This window comes from Haloarcula sp. K1, from assembly GCF_001647155.1.
GTDB lineage: Archaea > Halobacteriota > Halobacteria > Halobacteriales > Haloarculaceae > Haloarcula > Haloarcula hispanica.
On the sequence record NZ_LRHL01000043.1, the window covers coordinates 599,513 to 617,333 of the forward strand.

Here is a 17,821-nt window from a genome sequence, read left to right on the forward strand (position 1 = left end):
CGGTCAGCCGCCCGCCCGCATCGCTTTCTGTGCGAACTTCTCGATGAGCGGCTCCAGCGTCTCCGGCTCGCCGTCGAACTGGATTGTCACCTCGTTGAGCTGGAGGCTCGGCCCGATAGCGACTTTTTCCTCGGAGAGCGTTGCTGCCCAGCCGTCACCTTCGACGGTCGCGTCGCCGCGTTGCTCGCCGCCCAGGTTCTCCAGATAGCCGATAGCAGCCCGTGCCGAGATGCCGCGAAAACTCCGTTCACGCTCCATTACGTGGTCGTTACGGGTGCGGTCGTCTAAACTTATCGGCGGTCCGGCGCTCGTTTGCCACAACCGCGCTATCCCGGATGGCTCCCCTCTCCCGGACGGCGACGGCCTACCCCGGACGGATACACTCTATCCCGGCCGGATACCGTCGTCGACGATGCGGGCGTTGCGCTCGCGGTTGATGCGCTCATCCAGATCGGCGTGGTCGTAAATCTGGGCAATGACGGCGGCGTGCAGGTCGCGCCAGGCCATCGCGTAGATGGGTGACTGGCCCCAGGCTCGGAGTTCGACGACGTATTCGTCGTAGGCCTCCCACCGGCTCTCGAACTGCTCGATGTGGTCGACGACAGCGCTGGCCGGCTCTTCGGTATTGAGCGCGGCGTTGAGCTCCCGCTCCCAGCCACCAACGGCCTGTTCCATGTCGCGTTTCGTGTCCTCGCTGTCCGGCGGCAGCGAGTCGACAATTCCGGGCGGAATCCCCAGTTCGATATTGTCCATATCGCCACACAGAGTTCGCCGCAAATAAACCCCAGCGATGGGCGAACATGTTCGTCTCTACTGATTTGTGTCGGCGGGTCATAGCGCATGTATGAGCAGTGAGACAGTAGAGCGACAGTCGTCGGCACCGGACCTGACCACTGTCGAGGTCAGGTGTACCGGCCACGTCCGCCGGGTCGTCGGCGAACCGGCGCTGTCATACACGTTCGAAGGGAACACGCTACGTGACTTCCTCGACGCGTTCTTTCAGGAGTACGACGTGGGCGATATGCTCATCGCGGAGACCGAAGCCGACGCCACCACCGAGGGTTGGGCCCCGGAGATGGCGGACTTGCCGGGCGACTGGGCGAAAAACCCCGAAGGCGAGCAGACCAGATGCTACGCGCGAGTGGCGGTCAACGGCGAGTTCAACGAACACCTCGATGGACTGGACACAGAATTAGAAGCCGGCGACCGCGTCGGATTGATGTTCCCGTTTATTTTCTGTTGCTGATTCGAGTCCCCGCCTGCTCCGCCGGGCCGTTCTACCCCCCGGCAACTGGCGGGAACACGCTGAGTTCGTCCCCGTCTTCCAGCGCCGTCTCCTCTCCGTCGAGATGAGCGATGTCCGTCCCGTTCCGAAGAATCGTCAGGTACTCCCGCAGTTCGCCGTCCTCGAACAGGTCCATCTCGGTGAACTCCTCGGAGAGCTGTCGGAGCACGTCACCCGCCTGCAGGTCGTTTTCGTACTCGCGCTGAACCGTTTTCTGCCCCACGGCTTCCCGGAAGTTGGCGAAAAACCGCAGCTCGATTTGCATACCGCTGGGTTGGCGGTCGAGTGGCTTAAATCACAGCGCTCGGACCGCGTGAATCGAACGAGCAACTGATTTATTCGTTGTATTGAATCTATCATCGACCTCGAATTCCTATTCGATGGGAACGACTTCGACCCGTTTTACCGTCCCAGTCCATGACTCCGCGTATGGAACGTGTGGTCGCAAGCGATGACCCGATGATAGCTGTCGACCGACTGCGGGCGGAACTCGACGCCGATGTCGTTGTCGCGGAGACAGACGACGAGGACGCGGTCCGGGACGCTGCCGCCGGTGCAGCGGCGCTCGTTGTGGACGTGAACACGCCGGTCACCGCTGCGGTGCTCGACGCGCTGGACGACCTCCAGATCGTCGCGCGAGCGGGTGTCGGTATCGACAACATCGACGTGTCCGCGGCAGCGGACAACGGCGTAGCCGTCACGAACGTCCCCGAGTACTGCACGGACGAGGTCGCGACCCACACGGTGACGCTCCTGCTTGACTGCGTTCGGACACTCACGGCCTACGACCGCGACGTTCGCGACGGCGGGTGGGGCTGGGAGCGGACCCGACCGGTACACCGCGTCCGCGACCAGACGCTCGGTCTCGTTTCCTTCGGCCCCATCGCGAGACGAGTGCGCGACCAACTGCGAGGGTTCGACATCGACGTCATCGCCTACGACCCGTACGTCGACGCCGAGGAGATGGCCGAAGCCGATGTCGAGAAGGTCACGCTTGAGACGCTGTACGAGCGGGCCGACTACGTCTCCCTCCACGCGCCGTTGACCGAGAGCACGGCGGAGATGATAGACGCTGACGCGCTCGCGGCAATGCGCGACCACACCGTCCTCGTCAACACCGGCCGCGGCGGCCTCGTCGACGAGGGAGCGCTTCGGGCGGCGCTGGACGACGGGACGATTGCGGCCGCCGGCCTCGACGTGCTGGCCGAGGAACCGCCGACGGCGGACCACCCGCTGGTCGGCCTTGACAACTGCATCGTTACGCCTCACGCGGCCTGGTACTCCGAGGAAGCCCGCGACGACCTCAACGCCGCCGTCGCCGCGAACGTCGAGGCCGCGCTGGCCGGTGAGACGCCACCGAACCGGATCGACCCCGAGACGGACTGGCTGTAAATATACGGCCGTGGTTGACCGCTAAGACCGTCGAAACGGTTGTCGGCGAGTGGTGTGACCGCGCTCAGCAGCGGATGAACTCCCGACGCTGGTCGCCGAGGGCGCTCTGACCCGTGACCGCCGTCTTGATATCTCTGACGAGATTCGAGAGATACGCGCGAAGCCCGGGGTCACATGTGCCGACGCGCCTGGCCTGCCGGTAATCGCAGTAGAGCGCGACCGGCAACAGCGGGGCCGCAAACAGTCCCGAAAGCGTGACGCCCAACTGGAAGGGGTGGCCGGCCGGGACGGCGAGCCACGCAGCGGCCACGACCGCCCAGAACACGACTCCGTAGATGACGGTGTGTCGCCAGTTGTGCGTCGGCAGTTCATAGCCGCGAATACGCGATGCGGACTCGTCCGGCGTATCGCCGGCGGTCGGTCCGCCGGGCGATTCGCCAGTAGATGCGGAGACAGGACACGACATACTCTATCGGTGGCCTCCCGTACCAATTACAGCTTGTTTGGCATACGCCGAATGAGACAGTGCGTATAAACGGCTTGGCACGCAACGGGACGTATATGCGAGAGTTCATCTTCACTATCGACTACGAACGGAATGTCGACCCCGTGATGGACGTGTTCATCGACTACCCGGAAACCCACTCCCGGACTATCGCGTGCAACGTCACGCGAGACGGGATGTGGCGGCTCGAACGGGTCGCCGGCCCGGAGACCGCCCTTGAACAGCTTGACGACGTGTACGACGACCCGGTCCAGTGTACCGAGTGCATCGGGACCCGCAACTGCAAGACCGACTGGACGTACGAGGTCATCGGCTCGGACCCCGGAGTCCGGACGGTGTACAGCTACCGGTCGGAAGCCGGTGACTGTCACTCGATTCCGCGGCTGGCCATCGACCACGTCGGCCGCGGTGTCCTCGTCGAGACCGAACGCCGCGGGAGCCGGTGTGAGTGGCGGCTGCTCCTGTGCAGCGACGCCGGCGTCGACGGACTGTTCGAGGAGATGGAATCCGAGCTCCGCGAGGGGCTCACCGTCGAGTTCCGGCAGCTTAGCTCGCCCTCGTACTGGGTCGACGAGGCCGTGACGCTGGCGGAGCTCCCGCCGGAGCAACAGGCCGCCGTCGAGGCCGCCGTCGAACACGGCTACTACCGGACGCCCCGGGATACTTCGCTCACCGAACTCGCCGAGACGCTCGACGTGTCGCGGTCGACGCTCCAGTACCGCCTCCAGCGGGCCGAAGCGTGGATCGTCCGGTCGTTCGTCACGCGGTCGATGGGGCCAGTTCAGGCCGACGAAGATGTCGCCGAGGGCGGACGCCTCCGCATCGGCCGCTCGGGCGTGTAAACGGCGATATCGTATCCGGAACCGGGCCGAACTGCACTACCTGAATACTGCCGCGTCGCAGGTCAGCACAGGATGACCGCGGAGGGGCGTCATGCGCTGTGGCGCGCGAACGTAACAGCTATCTATCACTTATCAGGGTTTCGGCATATGCCAAACGAGTCGTCATGGGGGATGCACCCCTATAATTGGGTACGACCGCGGGCGTCCCACGCGCTCGCAGAGGCACACTATGACGACACGCAGCATCTATTCCCCCGACGAACGCGATGAAAGTGCGGACGAACAGGCCGAGTCCGAGGCGAGCACTGGCCACGCCTGCCCGGACTGTGGCGGAAGCCTCGTCACCGACGACAGTCGCGGCGAGACGGTCTGTGAAGCCTGCGGCCTCGTCGTCGACGAGGACGAGATCGACCACGGCCCGGAGTGGCGCGCCTTCGACAGCCAGGAGCGCGACAACAAGCGCCGCGTCGGTGCCCCGACGACGGAGATGAAACACGACAAGGGTCTCTCGACCAACATCGGCTGGCAGAACAAGGACGCCTACGGCAACTCCCTGTCGACGCGCCAGCGCGAGAAGATGCAGCGCCTGCGGACCTGGGACGAGCGGTTCCGCACCCGCGACCACGCCGAGCGCAACCTCAAGCAGGCGCTTGGCGAGATTGACCGGATGGGGAGCGCTCTCGGTGTCCCTGAAAGCGCCCGTGAGACGGCCAGCGTCATCTACCGCCGCGCGCTCGACGAAGGGATGCTACCCGGTCGCTCCATCGAAGGGATGGCGACTGCCGCCCTGTACGCCGCAATCAGACAGTCGAACCTCCCACAGACGCTCGACGATATGGCCGTCGTCAGCCGCGTCGACGAGATGGAGTTCACCCGCGCGTACCGCTATCTCAACCGCGAACTCTCGCTGCAGGTCGGCCCGCCGGACCCCGCGACCTACCTCAGCAAGTTCATCTCCGAACTAGACGCCGACGACGCCCTCGAACGCCAGGCCCGTGCGCTTATCGAGGCGGGGAAGGAAGCGAACGTCCACAGCGGCAAGAGCCCCGTCGGCCTCGCCGCCGCGGCCATCTACGCCGCCGGCCTGCTGCTCGGCGAGGAGATGACCCAGGAGACCGTCAGCGAGGCCACGGACATCAGCACTGTGACCATCCGCGAGCGCTACCGCGAACTGCTGGAAGCCGAAGCGGAACTCGACGACAGCGCCGTCGACGCGACGAGCGGCGCTGAATCCGGTGCGAGCGCCTGATTCGGCCGCTATCCCTTTGTTCTCCTAGCTTCGGTCCCCTTCGAAATCGTCCAGCCATCCGCGCACAGCGTTCTGTACCGCGCCGGTCGTACTCCCGACGTGCAGTATCTGGTACCCCGACTGGGCCTTCTCGTTCACGTCGTCCATCCCGAACCCGAGGCCGCCGACGGTGACGTCCGCTTCCACCGCCGCCGAGCGGACCGTCTCCACCGCCTCCTGTACCTCCGGATGCTCGATTTCGCCCGGATGACCGAGCGACACCGAGAGGTCAAACGGGCCGATGAACACGAAGCCGAGATCGGGCACGTCCAGAATCGCGTCGATGTTCTCCACCGCCGCCTTCGTCTCGATTGTGGTTCCGACCAGCGTCTCCGCGTCCGAGGCCTCGATGTAGTTCTCGCCCAGGCCCCAGCGACGCGCTCGGGGCGCGGCCAGTCCCCTGTCGCCCGGGTCGCCGTCGTACCGGAACCGCCCTGATTTGACGGCTTCCCTGACTTCGTCGGCGGTTTCGACCCGCGGCAGGAAGACGTTCTTGACCCCAAGGTCCAGCGCCTTCCGCACCAGCGTCGGAGCCGTATCCGGCAGGCGGACCAGTAGCTCCGTCCCGGTGCCGTCGGCCGCCCGCAGCAGATTCTCGACGGTCGCCGCGTCCCACGGGTCCGGCCCGCCGTGTTCGAAGTCGAGCCAGACGAAGTCGACGCCGAGGTCCCCGTAGAATTCGACCAGCGTCGGGCTGTATGTGTTGTCGAGGACGCCCAGCGCGACGCCGCCGCTGTCGACCGTTTTGCGGAGTCCGTTCGTCGGCAGTGGTTCGGCCATGACTTGTCAGTGAACTACAACACCGATAAGCGTGGTGCGGAAACGGCCGGTCAGTTCTGTTATTCCGACGGCAGCCCCTTACTGTCCCGGCAAGGGACAGAGGCTCGCGGTCAGCACGACGACGCCATCGGTGTGATTGTGCGCGCCGTGGGCCTGCCCCCGCTCGTTCAGCACGACCCCCGGCGCGGCGATGGCTTCCTCTCTATCCTCCTGCTGGACCGTCACCTCGCCACGGACGACGTGGAACACGTTCGTCGCGTCGTCGTGTTCGTGCGGGTCGATTGTCGCGTCCGGCCCCAGCGCGAACGCCTTCACCAGCACGTCGTCGGTCACTGCCAGTTCCCCGTCGATGACTTCACCCTCTTCCGGTTCGGCGTCGAACTCGGACAGGCGGTTGAGCGTCATATTTGTCCGTGGGCCGGCGCTTCCTTAGCCGTTCGGTTGCCAGGAAAATCTGTGTCTCTTTTCGTTTCTTGAGTGAGTGTATTATCTAACAGCCAGAAAGCCCCGGCTGGCTGAACTTGGGGGTGGTTCGAAAGACGCGTCGCGTCTTTCGTCATCACGAGAGAGCAAAGCTCTCTCGAACGACCTCGCTGCGCGCTTCACTCACTACGTTCGTTGCAGTGCTTGCGTCGTCCGCCGTCGTTCAGCCAGCCGCCCCTTTCAGTCCCACCCAGCCTGGATTGACCAACCGGCCACAGGTGGGACTGAAAGGGGCGAGACGCTGGGCGTACGAGACGACGGAAGCACCGCAACGTAGTGAGGAGCGCAGCGAGTCACAGTAGCCCAGCGTCTCGGGGCTTTCTGGCTGTTCGAACTCTCGTCACGAAATATACAAGCAACTCATCACTCCGCTAGCCGGAACGCGAGACTGTACATCGTCCCGGTTCGCTCGGAGCCGATAGCAGCAGCTATGTCGTCGGCCATCGCGGCCAGCGGTCCCCCAACTACGTCTGGAAGGTCGTCAGCGTACCCACGCACCACCTCCGCGTGGGCGTCCAAATGCGCCTCGGTCCAGGGCACAGGCTCCAGCAAGGTCTTCTTTCGCTCGACAGTCCAACCGTGGTCGGCGAACACCGCGGCCAGCACAGCGGGCGGGTAGAACGTCAGTGCCGGCTGGCCGTCGACGGCTCTGGCAGCGGCGTTTTCCAGCGCGAACAGTCGGTTGACAGACGCATCGGCGGGCGGCACCGCGTAGTCGTCGACAACGAGGTGGCCACCGGGTTTTGCGACCCGCGTCAGTTCGGCCGCGACGGCGTCCAGTGCAGTCGGCGGCAGGACGTTACAGAGTCCATGGGCGGTGACCAGATCGACGCTATCTGTCACGAGTGGCGTCGCCCGGAGGTCGGCCTCGACGACGACAAGCCGGTCGGCGTTCCCGTCGCCGACGCGCTCGCGGACCGTCGCGGCGTGATCGGCGTCGTTCGTCACCGCGTACACCCGATCCGCACCCTGGGCCAGCAGCCCCGCTGTCGTGTTCCCGACGCCGGCCCCGGCTTCGAGACAGACCTGGCCTTCGACCTGCCGGTCGGCGAGGGCGGCCGTCACCGTCTCCGGAACGCCGTCCACGCTCAGTGGTGCAGTTGCTCGGGCACCGGGCTGTCGTCGTGGCGCGCTTCCTCGATGAGCGCACGCTGGCGGGCCCCGTCCATTCCCTCCGAGCGGCTGGCGGCGTCGAGCACCATCGCCACGAGCTTCGGGTCGCCGGGGCTGACGACGGTATCGAGCCCCTGGGCGGCGGCGAAGTCGAACCGTTCACGGATGACTTCCGGCGTGTCGACCGGCTCGTACCAGTTCGCGTACGGGCGGTCGGCCTCGGCCAGTTCGTCGGTCGGCGGCCACGACCCCTTCGCGAAGGCCTTGATGCCCAGCGTGCCGATGCCCTCCGCCTCGCAGCGGTCCAGGACGGCCTCGTAGTCGTATTCGCTGTCGTCCTTGCCGGCGACGACGGGGTTCAGCGGGAACATCACCGTCTCCAGGTCGTCGATGCGGTCGATGGCGTCGAGGATGAGTTCGGGATTACCGTGGCTCGTCAGCCCGATGTGGTCGATTTTCCCCGCCGCTTTCGCCTCGCGTATCGCATCGAGTGCGCCGTCGTCGGCGGTGATGGTGTCCAGTTCGTCCTCGTACTCCAGGCCGTGAATCTGGTAGAGGTCGATAGTGTCGATGCCCAGGCGGTCCAGCGACCGGTCGATTTTCCGGGCCGCGTCCTCGTACCCGCGCTCCTGGGTCTTGCAGCCCAGGAAAATCTCCTCGCGGTGCTGGCGGAGCTTCGGCCCCAGTTTCAGCTCCGCGTCGCCGTAGGTCGGCGCGACGTCGAAGTGGTTGACGCCGTGGTCCAGCACGAGTTCGACCAGCTGGTTCGCCCCTTCCTGTTCGAGCCAGTTGAGTGCTATCGAGCCGAACGTCAGCACCGTGCTCTCCTGCCCAGTGTCGCCCAGTGCTCGGGTTTCCATACCGGTTGCACGACTCGGAGCCCAATAACCGTTGGTCGCTGCTCTCTCAGCCTGTCCAGTGCGGCAGACCGCAACAGGGGACGCCGACCGGGGTTTATTACTCCCGCAGTCCGAACGGGATGTATAGATGTTTGGGAGAGAACAACTGTTCTCGGCGATGACGGCGTCGTACGTGATCGCAGTCACGCTCGCCCTCGTCGTCGCCGCGATATTCGCGCCGGTCATCTGGAACGGCGTGCCAAGCGGTGGCGACGACGATCCGAGCGTCGCCGTCGTCACCCTTCGCGGCGGCACAACCGACGCTAACGTCAACGCCGTCAAGCAGGACCTCCGCGAAGCACGGAACAACGGCTCAATCGAGGCAGTCGTCCTCCGGGTCGACAGCCCCGGCGGGCCGGTCGACTCAAGCGAGGAGTTCTACCTCGCCGTGAACCGGACCGCCAGCGAGATGCCCGTCGTCGCCTACGTCGAGGGCACGGCCGCCTCGGGCGGCTATTACGGCATCGCTCCGGCCGACGAGATCGTGGTCAAGCCGAGTTCGAACGTCGGGAGTATCGGCGTCATCGTCCAGGCCCCGCTGAGCCTCATCGAGCAGGCCGAACAGCAGGGCGAGACGTTCGTCCGCTCGGGGCCGGACAAGGCCCAGATAAGCAAGGACGGCCTCCGAGAGGATATCGAGGTGCTCCAGCGCTCCTTCGTCGGGACGGTCATGCGTCACCGGGGCGAGCAACTGACCGTCTCCCGCGAGGAAGTCGCCAACGGCGGCACGTACCTCGGCGCACAGGCAACCCAGAACGGTTTCGCCGACCGCATCGGTGACTCCGAACTGGCCATCGAGCGGGCCGCCGCGCTCTCAGGCGACATCGAGGGCGACGGGTACGACGTGACATATCTGGGAAGCGGCGGTGCCCAATTCAACGCCATCATCGTCCCTGCCGGCGCTGAAACCGTGCAGGGCGCGAACAACGTGACCTATCTCGTCCATCCCGACGACAGCGAGACGATGTTCCGGGAACCGGTGAAGTACTACGCCGTCTGGGGAATCCCCGCCGAGGACAACAACGCAACGGTGATCCGCAATGACTGAGGGCCGTATCGTCAAGCCGCTCGCCGTGTTTATCGTCGTTCTCGTGGCGATACTGGGCGGCACGTTCCTCCTCGCAGTCGTTAATCCGGGGTCATCCGGCCCGCCGGACGGCCAGTCGATCGACGGCCAGTCTCCGTCGCAGTACCAGCCCGACGCCGTCAATGCCCCTGTCGACCCCGAAGAAGGGGAGATATCGGTCGACTCCGAGGCGAGTGACAAGCGAATACTCGTCGACACGGGCCACGGCAATCAGGTGTCCGAGTCCGAACTCGAACCGATTACCGAGGCCGTGTTCGAAGCGGGCCACACCGTTGAGTACGGCACCGCCGGCACTGCTTCGTTCGCCGATTCGCTGGGCCAGTACGACGGTGTGCTCATCGTCCAGCCGCTCGGCAGCTACTCGCAAGAAGAACGCGAAGCGCTACAGGAGTACACAGACGACGGTGGCCGTGTCGTCGTCCTCGCCGAACCGACACAGACCCGCCTGTCGACCGGCTTCACCCAGTCGACGACGACGGTGTCGTTCGGAGCCAACAACGCCACCGAGCGCTACGGCGTTCGGATGGGGTCCGAACAGCTGTACAATGTCGATGATTCGGCCAACGACAACAACTTCAAGGCCATCTATGCGTCGCCAAGCGACGACGGCGAACTGACCAACGGTGTCGAGACGATCACCTTCGACACCGCCGGCTACGCGGTGGTAAACGGCGATGCCGAGACGAAGTTCACCGCTGCCGATGGCACCCGGACGCTGGAGACGCGTCGCACCGGCACGTACGCGACAGTCGTCCGCAACGACAACATGGTGTTCGTCACTGACTCGACGTTCATACGCAGTTCCGAGATATACGACGCCGACAACGAGGTGTTCATCGGGAACCTGCTTTCGTTCCTGCTCGACGGTGAAGCACCCGACCCGGATGCCGGTGAGACCTTCGATGGCGGCTTCGGGACGGACGAGGAAGCTGTAACCCCGACTGAAACACCAGCAGAGCCGACTCCCACACCTGCACCGACCCCTCCCGGATCCTGATCCGCATCGCCCGGTGCGCGATTGCTCGCGTCTCTACTGATCGCTGATGCTGACTGTCGTCTCGCTGTACAGGCCACGCTCGGCAGCGTCGGTCACGCTCAGCCCTGCGCCGATGGTGTACTCCCCGGCCGGTGCGGGCTCCCACTCGTCGTCGCTGACCCGGAACATCCGGTCCCACTGTCGCCTGAACCGCTTTCGTTCGCCGCGGTCGAACTGGAGGCTACCGTCCTCGCTGGGCACGCTATCGACGTGGGACGCCTCGGGCACTCCATCGACGTACCACGTCCACGGCCGCGGCGAGTCCGTCGGGAGCGTTATCGGCACCGGAAGCGCGTTCTGCATCGTCACGACGAACGGCACCTCGGTTCCCGCCGGATACGACCGCTGTGGGACCTCGATGTCGACCGAGACGGCGCGGTAGCGGAGCCACGTCGGCACCAGACGGTCGCTCCAGGCCCCGCCGTCGATACTGCGTGCGGCCTGTGGCCGTGCCCCGCGCTCAGTGGGTGCCTGTGGCTCATCGTCGTCGCGGTGGAGCGCCCCCGAGTCGTAGATGCGACGCATTGTCGGATTGTGGACTGGCGTGCGCAAAAGCGTTGCTCGGGGCTACCCCGTCCGCGTCGGCGTGTCCGGTCGCTCGTCGTCGTGCAACAGGCAGGCGATGCGGTGGTCGTCACCGACGTCGAACAGCGCGGGGTCGGTTCGCTCGCAGGGGGAGCTGAAGGCGTCGTTCATCGCCGCCAGCGCGTCCTCGAAGGCCTCGTCGTGCAGGTGGTCGAGCGCCGCCGCGAGCACGTCCTCGGCCTCCCGGTCGCCGACCGTGTCCGGGAGGCCGAACTCGGCGCGGACCCGGGTTTCGAGTGCGGACCGCGAGAGCTGACTCAGGTCTTCGTCCTCGACGCCCTCTTGCACGGCGGTGACGGCCTCAAGCGAGTCGGCTTTGCGGAGCCGCTGTTTCAGGTCCATCAGTGACCGCCACTCGGACTGGGCCATGTCGGTGCCTTCGGGCTGGATGACCTTCGGACAGCGGGTGTGGAACCGACAGCCCGACGGGGGGTTCAGCGGCGACGGAACATCGCCGGAGAGGAAAATACGGTCCCCCTCCCAGCCGGGGTCCGGCTCCGGAATGGCCGACAGCAGCGCCTCGGCGTAGGGGTGATACGGCGGCTGGAACACGTCCTCGGTCGGGCCGACTTCGGCGAACTCCCCGAGATACAGGACGCCCACGCGGTCGGAGATGTGCTCGACGACAGAGAGGTCGTGGGCGATGACGATGTAGGAGAGGCCGAATTCGTCCTGCAAGTCCTCCAGCAGGTTCAGAATCTGGGCCTGCACGCTCACGTCCAGCGCCGAGACGGGTTCGTCACAGACGATGACCTCGGGGTCGACGGCGAGCGCGCGGGCGATACCGATGCGCTGGCGCTGACCGCCCGAGAACTCGTGGGGGTAGCGGTGTGTGTGACGCGGGCTCAGCCCGACGGTCTCAAGCAACTCTTTGACACGCTCGGTTCGCTCCTCGCCGTCCGCGATCCCGTGGATGTCCAGCGGTTCGCCGACGATGTCGCCGACCGTCAGCCGCGGATTGAGGCTGGCGAAAGGGTCTTGGAAGATGTACTGGATGTCCTTCCGGAGCGCCCGCAGGCGGTCGTCAGAAGCCCCCGTCAAGTCCTCGCCCTTGTAGCGGACTGAGCCGGCCGTGGGTTCGATGAGCCGCAGCAGCGTCTGGGCGAGCGTCGTCTTGCCACAGCCGGACTCGCCGACGATACCTAGCGTCTCACCGGGGTAGAGTTCCAGGTCGACGCCGTCCAGGGCTTTCACCTCCTGACTCCGGCCCAGCAGGGTGTCAACGATGGTCCCGCCAGACTCGTAGTATTTCGTGAGGCTCTCGACCTCCAGGATCGGGCTATCGGCCGTCTTAGCCATCCTGTTGCCCTCCCGAGTCGTCTGGGCCATCGCGGTCTAACAGGTCGGTGTCGAGACCGACCGGGTCGGAGTCGGCCTGGAGTGGTTCCGTGTCCGTGCGCCCGCCGCGGGGGTCGGGCTGGGTATCGTCTGGCGGACTCCCCCGGCCCCCTTTCACTTCGACTTCGTAGTCCAGTTCGCTATCGAGGTCCCCGGTGTAGGCCAGACAGGCCGCCGAGCGGTCGGACAGACCGACACCGTCGCCGGTTTCGGGGTCGACGAGCGGCGGCTGTTTGCGCGTACAGGCTTCCTCGGCGAAGGGACAGCGCGGGTGGAAGCTACAGCCAGAGGGGACCTCAACGAGGTCCGGCATCGTCCCGGGAATCGTCTGGAGCCGGTCCTGCCGGTCGCCGATGCGTGGGATGGCGCTCATCAGCCCGACGGTGTAGGGGTGTTTCGGGTCGTAGTACAGCTCCTCGACAGGGGCGTTCTCGACGGCGCGGCCGGCGTACATCACCATCACCCGGTCGCACATCTCCGCGATGACGCCGAGGTCGTGGGTGATGAGCTGAATGGCCGTGTCGTACTCGTCGGCGAGGCGGTCGAGGCGGTCCAGGATCTTCGCCTCGATGGTCACGTCCAGCGCCGTCGTCGGCTCGTCGGCGATGAGGAGGTCGGGGTCACAGGACAGCGCCATCGCGATGATGGCCCGCTGTTGCATCCCGCCGGAGAACTCGTGGGGGTAGTCGTCGTATCTGGCTTCCGGCTCCGGGATGCCAACGTCGTCGAGCAGCCGGATCGTGCGGTCCCGGGCCTCCGCGTCGCTGTAGTCGAGGTGGTGCCGGATGGCCTCGGAAATCTGCTCACCGACGGTGTACACCGGGTTCAGCGCGGTCTGGGCGTCCTGGAATATCATCGCGATGTCGTTGCCCCGCACGTCCCGCACCGCTGAGTCGGACAGTTCCATGAGGTCCTGGCCGTCAAAGCGGATCGTCCCGCTCTCGATACGGCCCGGTTCCTCGATGAGGCGCATCACTGACAGCGCGGTGACGCTCTTGCCCGCGCCGCTCTCGCCGACGACGCCGAACTTCTCGCCGCGGTCGATGCGAAAGGAGAGGTCGTCGACGGCGGTGACGACGCCTTCCTCGGTGTAGAAGTTCACCGTGAGGTCTTCGACTTCCAGCAGTGACATCAGACCTCGCCTCCAGTGGCTACGTCAGTACCTTCCTGCGCGTTGAGCGCGTCGTTGATGCCGTCACCGATGAGGTTCATCGACATCACGAACAGGAAGATCGCGCCGCCGGGGAACACGGTGACCCACCAGGGAATCGTCCCGCCGGGTCCCTGGACGATGGTCTCGCGGGTTGCGTCCAGCATCGTCCCCCACTCGGCGGACCCGGGCGGGAGGCCGAGGCCGAGGAAGCCAAGCGCCGCCACGCCGATGACGACCGTCCCGATGGAGAGCGAGGCCTGAACGACCAGCGGCGCGATAGCGTTGGGGACAACGTGTCTGAAGATGACGCGACGGTCACGCGCGCCCAGCGCCTTCGCGGCCATGACGTACTCGTTTTCCTTGACTTTCAGTATCTCACCGCGTATCAGTCGGGCGTAGCCGGCCCAGCCGAACACGGTGAACGCGAGCACCAGCTCCCAGTACCCCTTGCCGAGCACGGCGACGATAATCAACGCCAACAGGAGGCCGGGGAACGCGAAGATGAGGTCGAGCAGCCGCATCATCACTTCGTCGATCCGGCCGCCGTAGTAGCCCGCAATGGCACCGTACACCAGCCCGATGGCGGCGGTAATCGAGACCACGATGAAGCCAATCGAGAGGCTGAACCGACCGCCGTACAGCACGCGGGAGAACACGTCCCGGGCGGAGCCGTCGGTGCCGAACGGATGGGCCAGCGACGGGGCCTCGTACGCGCTCACGTCGAGACCCTGCACGTACAGAATCGCGCTCGGGTCGTAGGGGGCCAGCGAGAAGGGCTGGACTGTCACGCCCGCGATTGTCACTGGGCGTGCGAATACAGCCAGGATTCCCATCAGGGCAACAATATAGAGCCCGAGCATCGCGCTCCGGTTGTCACGGAACTCGCCCCAGGCGCGCTCCCAGCGACTCTCGGTTTCGGTGTCTCGTTCCTCTGTCCAGTCGGATAGCGGTTCGCGGGACTCGACGCGGTCGGAGTCGAACCCCGTTATGCGTATGCGTCCTCGTTCAGTACTCATTGGTCAGTCGTAGCGAATTCGTGGGTCTAACAGCGCGTACACAATGTCTGCGAGCAGGTTCGCCAGGATGATCGTCACACCGGTAAACAGCGTGATCGCCATGATGAGGTCGACTTCGCGGCCGGAGATCGCCTTGACGAAGGCTCGCCCCAGACCGGGCCAGGCGAACACTGATTCGACGACGACAGCGCCGGCGAAGATACTCGCCGTCAGGAACGCGGCGATGGTGGTCACCGAGATGAGCGAGTTCCGCAGGACGTGTTTCAACACGACCGTCCGCTCGGGCAGCCCCTTCGCCCGGGCCGCCGTGACGTACTCCTTGTTCATCTCCTCGGCCATCGACGACCGCATCACCCGCATCAGCGTGGCCGACGACGCCGTCCCGATGGTGACGCCCGGGAGGACGAGATACTTCAGCATTGCCGGCGAGAACAGCGGTTTGTTCGGAGCCAGCACCGGCCAGAGGTCGAGCCAGAGCGCGAACACGAGGATGAGCATCAGGCCGAGCCAGAAGTTCGGCAGCGAGATGCCCGACAGCGCGAACACCCGCGAGAGGTCGTCGCCCAGCGTGTCCTTGTTCACGGCGGCGTAGATGCCGGTCGGAATCGCGATGAGCAGGGCAATAACCCAGCCGAACAGGCCCAGTGCGATAGTCTGTGGTAACCGGTCCATAATGTACGGACCGACCGGCTGGTCGACGTTGATGACCGTCCCGAAATCGCCCTGGAGGACATTGGTTATCCAGGTGAAGTACTGCTGCCACACCGGGCCGTCGAGCCCGTATCTGGCGCGTATCGCCGCCTCCTCGGCGGCCGAAATCTGGGGGTTTAGCGCCACTAACTGGTCGATCGGGTCCCCTGGCGTCAGGTGGACCATCGCGAAGGTGAACACCGAGACTCCGAACAGTATCGGGATGGTCGTGAGCACCCGGACTGCGATGAAGCGTCTGAGGCCCATGGGTTACTCCCGGTTCAGATAGGCGACCTGCTGGTCTTCTGGGGCGTGGAGGCCGTAGGGCAGGATGCTGCTGGAGAACGTGTACGTGTTGTAGCCGACGTACTCCGTCGACAGCGCCGTCACGTTTGTCCCGAAGACAGTGTAGCTGTTCGGGGCCTGCTCGATAAGTCCCTGCCACACCTTGTCGTACTGCTCGCCCCGGAACTGTGAGTCTTCGACGGCCTCGACGGAGAACCGTGCCTCCGTCGCGATTTCGTCCAGTTCCGGCGTGTCAATCCGGTTGAAGTTACAGCACTGGCCGAAGTTGTCGATGGAGTTGACGGCGTCGTAGAAACTGCCGGGGTTGAACGTCCCCGAGAGGCCGATGAGGACGATGTTGCCCTGCTGGTAGTACTCGGAGCCGAGGATGCGCTGGATGAATGTTGTGAACTCGAAGTCCTCGACGCTGATGTCGAAAAACTCCGTGTTGCTCAGCACCTGCGCGATGAGTTCGGCCTCGCGCAGGCGGTCGTCCGTCGCGTTCGTCTCGATTGTGGCCTCGATTGGCGTCTCGACGCCGAGGTCGTCGACGGCCTCCTGCAGCAGTTCGGTCGCCGCCTCGGTGTTCTGCTCGGTCTGTGGGCGCAGTTCCTTGGTGAGTGCCTCGTAGTCCACCGTCCCCGCTTTGGCGGCCATTTCAGGTAGCGGCGTGTAGGCCGGATTCCGATACCCGTTGTAGATGTTCTCGGCGATCTGGGCACGGGGAATCAGCTGATTGACGCCCCGGCGGATGCGCGGGTCGTCCCACGGTGACTGGGTGACGGGGTACTGGAGGAAGTTGTACGCGCCGGCATTAGTCACGCTGAGCCGGAAGTCCTCGGCACTCCGGTACTCGCCGTACGTGCCGGTGTTGAGCCCGTAGGTGAGGTCGATCTCGCCGTTGTTGAGCGCCGCGGCACGGGTCGCGTTGTCCTGCACGATGGCGACCACGACTTCGTCGACGACCGGACTCGTCGGGAAGCCGTCCGGGCCGTCCCACCACTCCAGCGCGTCGAGGCCGAGGTCGTCGAGCCAGTAGTCGTCGAAGGAACTGAACTCGGCGCGTTCCTCGGTCTCGTAGGATTCGAACTGGTACGGTCCCGTCCCGATGGGGGTGTGGTCGTTGCGCGGGTCCGCGCCCGTGTCTGGGTATTCCTCGATGTGCTCCATCGGGTACACGTCGACCGGGAGCTGGTTGTCGGCTTCCGCATCGGGCTCTTGCCCGTAGATGTTGACCGTGTAGTCATCAACAACCTCGGCGTAGAGGAACGAGTCGAACGTCTGGGCCGAAATCGAGGAGTTCTCGACGACCTCGTAGGACCGGGCGACGTTCTCGGCGGTCATCTCCTCGCCGTTGTGGAATTTGACGCCCTCGTGGAGTTTGGCCTGGTACTTGATGCCGTAGGTACCGTCTTCGACGGCGTCGGGGGCCTCGTTGACACTCAGAACTTCACCGGCCTCCTGATTCCGGATGAGTATCTGGTCGTCGGCGACGAGGTTCCCGTCGTCGTCCGTATCAGCCGACACCATGTACGGTTCGTAGGCTCCGTCCTCGACTTCCTGTACGTCCACCCGTTCCCAGGACTTCGCTAGCCAGGGATAGACGGTGCCTGCGGCGTCCTGTGTGATGATACTCTCGTAGACGAGGCCGTGGACGTTCCCGGACGGCGCATTGGTGCTGTAGGACGGGTCAAAGGAGTCGATTCCGGCACCGAGGCCGAACCGGAGGGTCCCCCCGTCCTGAATCTCGTCGACATCGACGTCGACGCGCTCACGGACCGGGTCGGGAGCCCCACCGCCGCCTCCGCTACTGGCTCCGTCGTTGGTACCGGTGTTACAGCCGGCGAGTGCGGCCAGTGTGGCGGCACCCGTAGTCTGAAGCATCCGTCGTCGCGATACTGTCGGCGTTCCGCTGGCATCTGCATCTTGAGACATGAACACATCCCTCGGAGGGTAAGATATGTGTTATTGTTGATCATACTTATAGTGTAAACATGATATCATGAACTGCGACCGAAACCACAGTAAAACGCTATTACACCGA

General features: G+C 64.9%; 20 protein-coding genes. 6 read left to right on the forward strand and 14 right to left on the reverse strand.

Going from position 1 to position 17,821, the window contains the following annotated elements:
* Nucleotides 1-3 precede the first annotated feature (3 nt).
* Both AV929_RS16610 and AV929_RS16615 read right to left on the reverse strand, forming a co-directional pair.
* The gene (locus tag AV929_RS16610) at nucleotides 4-258 is read right to left on the reverse strand and encodes a hypothetical protein (protein ID WP_014041233.1); all 255 of its coding nucleotides are present in this window, start codon (nucleotides 256-258) and stop codon (nucleotides 4-6) included.
* 126 nt (nucleotides 259-384) lie between these two features.
* Nucleotides 385-753: a hypothetical protein gene (locus AV929_RS16615; RefSeq protein WP_064288775.1), complete on the reverse strand. Its 369-nt coding sequence runs from the start codon at nucleotides 751-753 to the stop codon at nucleotides 385-387.
* A 91-nt stretch (nucleotides 754-844) separates the two neighbouring features.
* On the opposite strand from AV929_RS16615, the gene AV929_RS16620 reads away from it, so the two are divergent.
* Nucleotides 845-1,246: a MoaD/ThiS family protein gene (locus tag AV929_RS16620; protein ID WP_014041231.1), complete on the forward strand. Its 402-nt coding sequence runs from the start codon at nucleotides 845-847 to the stop codon at nucleotides 1,244-1,246.
* A gap of 31 nt (nucleotides 1,247-1,277) precedes the next feature.
* Here AV929_RS16620 and AV929_RS16625 read toward each other — a convergent pair whose 3' ends face one another.
* A complete protein-coding gene (locus AV929_RS16625; protein WP_050007084.1) occupies nucleotides 1,278-1,550 on the reverse strand; it encodes a ubiquitin-like small modifier protein 1 in 273 nt (90 codons plus the stop codon).
* A gap of 164 nt (nucleotides 1,551-1,714) precedes the next feature.
* Between AV929_RS16625 and AV929_RS16630 the strand changes: the two genes are divergently transcribed.
* A complete protein-coding gene (locus AV929_RS16630) occupies nucleotides 1,715-2,677 on the forward strand; it encodes a C-terminal binding protein (protein WP_064288776.1) in 963 nt (320 codons plus the stop codon).
* Nucleotides 2,678-2,741: 64 nt separating this feature from the next.
* Here the strand turns inward: AV929_RS16630 and AV929_RS16635 are convergent, their stop codons facing one another.
* Entirely contained in the window at nucleotides 2,742-3,143 is a 402-nt protein-coding gene (locus AV929_RS16635) for a hypothetical protein (protein ID WP_064288777.1), read from the reverse strand.
* Nucleotides 3,144-3,238: 95 nt separating this feature from the next.
* Here AV929_RS16635 and AV929_RS16640 point away from each other — a divergent pair, with 95 nt between their 5' ends.
* Nucleotides 3,239-4,024, forward strand: a complete 786-nt coding sequence (locus AV929_RS16640) for a helix-turn-helix domain-containing protein (protein ID WP_004591084.1) — start codon at nucleotides 3,239-3,241, stop codon at nucleotides 4,022-4,024.
* A gap of 229 nt (nucleotides 4,025-4,253) precedes the next feature.
* Complete coding sequence (locus AV929_RS16645; protein ID WP_014041227.1) at nucleotides 4,254-5,273, forward strand: transcription initiation factor IIB family protein; 1,020 nt, start codon at nucleotides 4,254-4,256, stop codon at nucleotides 5,271-5,273.
* Nucleotides 5,274-5,297: 24 nt separating this feature from the next.
* Here the strand turns inward: AV929_RS16645 and AV929_RS16650 are convergent, their stop codons facing one another.
* The 4 genes from AV929_RS16650 to AV929_RS16665 all read right to left on the reverse strand — a co-directional run bounded on the left by AV929_RS16650 (nucleotide 5,298) and on the right by AV929_RS16665 (nucleotide 8,548).
* Nucleotides 5,298-6,092: an HpcH/HpaI aldolase/citrate lyase family protein gene (locus AV929_RS16650; protein ID WP_050037037.1), complete on the reverse strand. Its 795-nt coding sequence runs from the start codon at nucleotides 6,090-6,092 to the stop codon at nucleotides 5,298-5,300.
* Nucleotides 6,093-6,170: 78 nt separating this feature from the next.
* Nucleotides 6,171-6,497, reverse strand: a complete 327-nt coding sequence (locus tag AV929_RS16655; protein WP_014041225.1) for a cupin domain-containing protein — start codon at nucleotides 6,495-6,497, stop codon at nucleotides 6,171-6,173.
* 441 nt (nucleotides 6,498-6,938) lie between these two features.
* Nucleotides 6,939-7,667 (reverse strand): class I SAM-dependent methyltransferase, encoded by a 729-nt coding sequence (locus tag AV929_RS16660; RefSeq protein ID WP_196220005.1) that lies wholly within the window; start codon nucleotides 7,665-7,667, stop codon nucleotides 6,939-6,941.
* Entirely contained in the window at nucleotides 7,664-8,548 is an 885-nt protein-coding gene (locus AV929_RS16665) for an aldo/keto reductase (RefSeq protein WP_064288779.1), read from the reverse strand. Before AV929_RS16665 ends, AV929_RS16660 begins: the two co-directional genes overlap by 4 nt.
* A 127-nt stretch (nucleotides 8,549-8,675) precedes the next feature.
* On the opposite strand from AV929_RS16665, the gene AV929_RS16670 reads away from it, so the two are divergent.
* Both AV929_RS16670 and AV929_RS16675 read left to right on the forward strand, forming a co-directional pair.
* A complete protein-coding gene (locus AV929_RS16670; protein ID WP_014041222.1) occupies nucleotides 8,676-9,635 on the forward strand; it encodes a S49 family peptidase in 960 nt (319 codons plus the stop codon).
* Entirely contained in the window at nucleotides 9,628-10,671 is a 1,044-nt protein-coding gene (locus AV929_RS16675; protein WP_064288780.1) for a DUF4350 domain-containing protein, read from the forward strand. The genes AV929_RS16670 and AV929_RS16675 overlap by 8 nt, the downstream gene beginning before the upstream one ends.
* Before the next feature lie 33 nt (nucleotides 10,672-10,704).
* On the opposite strand, the gene AV929_RS16680 is transcribed toward AV929_RS16675, so the two are convergent.
* The 6 genes from AV929_RS16680 to AV929_RS16705 are packed head-to-tail and all read right to left on the reverse strand — an operon-like array spanning nucleotide 10,705 to nucleotide 17,712.
* Nucleotides 10,705-11,235 (reverse strand): hypothetical protein, encoded by a 531-nt coding sequence (locus AV929_RS16680; protein WP_014041220.1) that lies wholly within the window; start codon nucleotides 11,233-11,235, stop codon nucleotides 10,705-10,707.
* A 42-nt stretch (nucleotides 11,236-11,277) separates the two neighbouring features.
* Nucleotides 11,278-12,594 (reverse strand): ABC transporter ATP-binding protein, encoded by a 1,317-nt coding sequence (locus tag AV929_RS16685; RefSeq protein WP_064288931.1) that lies wholly within the window; start codon nucleotides 12,592-12,594, stop codon nucleotides 11,278-11,280.
* Nucleotides 12,587-13,765, reverse strand: a complete 1,179-nt coding sequence (locus AV929_RS16690; RefSeq protein WP_064288781.1) for an ABC transporter ATP-binding protein — start codon at nucleotides 13,763-13,765, stop codon at nucleotides 12,587-12,589. The genes AV929_RS16685 and AV929_RS16690 overlap by 8 nt, the downstream gene beginning before the upstream one ends.
* Nucleotides 13,765-14,802, reverse strand: coding sequence for an ABC transporter permease (locus AV929_RS16695; protein ID WP_064288782.1), 1,038 nt, complete (start codon nucleotides 14,800-14,802; stop codon nucleotides 13,765-13,767). The genes AV929_RS16690 and AV929_RS16695 overlap by 1 nt, the downstream gene beginning before the upstream one ends.
* 3 nt (nucleotides 14,803-14,805) lie before the next feature.
* On the reverse strand, nucleotides 14,806-15,759 hold the full coding sequence (locus AV929_RS16700; RefSeq protein ID WP_008308066.1) for an ABC transporter permease: 954 nt from the start codon (nucleotides 15,757-15,759) through the stop codon (nucleotides 14,806-14,808).
* A gap of 3 nt (nucleotides 15,760-15,762) precedes the next feature.
* Nucleotides 15,763-17,712 carry an ABC transporter substrate-binding protein gene (locus AV929_RS16705; RefSeq protein WP_064288783.1) on the reverse strand — a complete coding sequence of 650 codons (1,950 nt, stop codon included), beginning with the start codon at nucleotides 17,710-17,712 and terminating at the stop codon, nucleotides 15,763-15,765.
* Nucleotides 17,713-17,821 lie beyond the last annotated feature (109 nt).

Bases quoted from the DNA above. Each gene is read 5' to 3' on its own strand.
- AV929_RS16610 (WP_014041233.1), bottom strand. From the start codon at position 258: ATGGAGCGTGAACGGAGTTTTCGCGGCATCTCGGCACGGGCTGCTATC.
- AV929_RS16615 (WP_064288775.1), bottom strand. From the start codon at position 753: ATGGACAATATCGAACTGGGGATTCCGCCCGGAATTGTCGACTCGCTG.
- AV929_RS16620 (WP_014041231.1), top strand. From the start codon at position 845: ATGAGCAGTGAGACAGTAGAGCGACAGTCGTCGGCACCGGACCTGACC.
- AV929_RS16625 (WP_050007084.1), bottom strand. From the start codon at position 1,550: ATGCAAATCGAGCTGCGGTTTTTCGCCAACTTCCGGGAAGCCGTGGGG.
- AV929_RS16630 (WP_064288776.1), top strand. From the start codon at position 1,715: ATGGAACGTGTGGTCGCAAGCGATGACCCGATGATAGCTGTCGACCGA.
- AV929_RS16635 (WP_064288777.1), bottom strand. From the start codon at position 3,143: ATGTCGTGTCCTGTCTCCGCATCTACTGGCGAATCGCCCGGCGGACCG.
- AV929_RS16640 (WP_004591084.1), top strand. From the start codon at position 3,239: ATGCGAGAGTTCATCTTCACTATCGACTACGAACGGAATGTCGACCCC.
- AV929_RS16645 (WP_014041227.1), top strand. From the start codon at position 4,254: ATGACGACACGCAGCATCTATTCCCCCGACGAACGCGATGAAAGTGCG.
- AV929_RS16650 (WP_050037037.1), bottom strand. From the start codon at position 6,092: ATGGCCGAACCACTGCCGACGAACGGACTCCGCAAAACGGTCGACAGC.
- AV929_RS16655 (WP_014041225.1), bottom strand. From the start codon at position 6,497: ATGACGCTCAACCGCCTGTCCGAGTTCGACGCCGAACCGGAAGAGGGT.
- AV929_RS16665 (WP_064288779.1), bottom strand. From the start codon at position 8,548: ATGGAAACCCGAGCACTGGGCGACACTGGGCAGGAGAGCACGGTGCTG.
- AV929_RS16670 (WP_014041222.1), top strand. From the start codon at position 8,676: ATGTTTGGGAGAGAACAACTGTTCTCGGCGATGACGGCGTCGTACGTG.
- AV929_RS16675 (WP_064288780.1), top strand. From the start codon at position 9,628: ATGACTGAGGGCCGTATCGTCAAGCCGCTCGCCGTGTTTATCGTCGTT.
- AV929_RS16680 (WP_014041220.1), bottom strand. From the start codon at position 11,235: ATGCGTCGCATCTACGACTCGGGGGCGCTCCACCGCGACGACGATGAG.
- AV929_RS16685 (WP_064288931.1), bottom strand. From the start codon at position 12,594: ATGGCTAAGACGGCCGATAGCCCGATCCTGGAGGTCGAGAGCCTCACG.
- AV929_RS16690 (WP_064288781.1), bottom strand. From the start codon at position 13,765: ATGTCACTGCTGGAAGTCGAAGACCTCACGGTGAACTTCTACACCGAG.
- AV929_RS16695 (WP_064288782.1), bottom strand. From the start codon at position 14,802: ATGAGTACTGAACGAGGACGCATACGCATAACGGGGTTCGACTCCGAC.
- AV929_RS16700 (WP_008308066.1), bottom strand. From the start codon at position 15,759: ATGGGCCTCAGACGCTTCATCGCAGTCCGGGTGCTCACGACCATCCCG.
- AV929_RS16705 (WP_064288783.1), bottom strand. From the start codon at position 17,712: ATGTCTCAAGATGCAGATGCCAGCGGAACGCCGACAGTATCGCGACGA.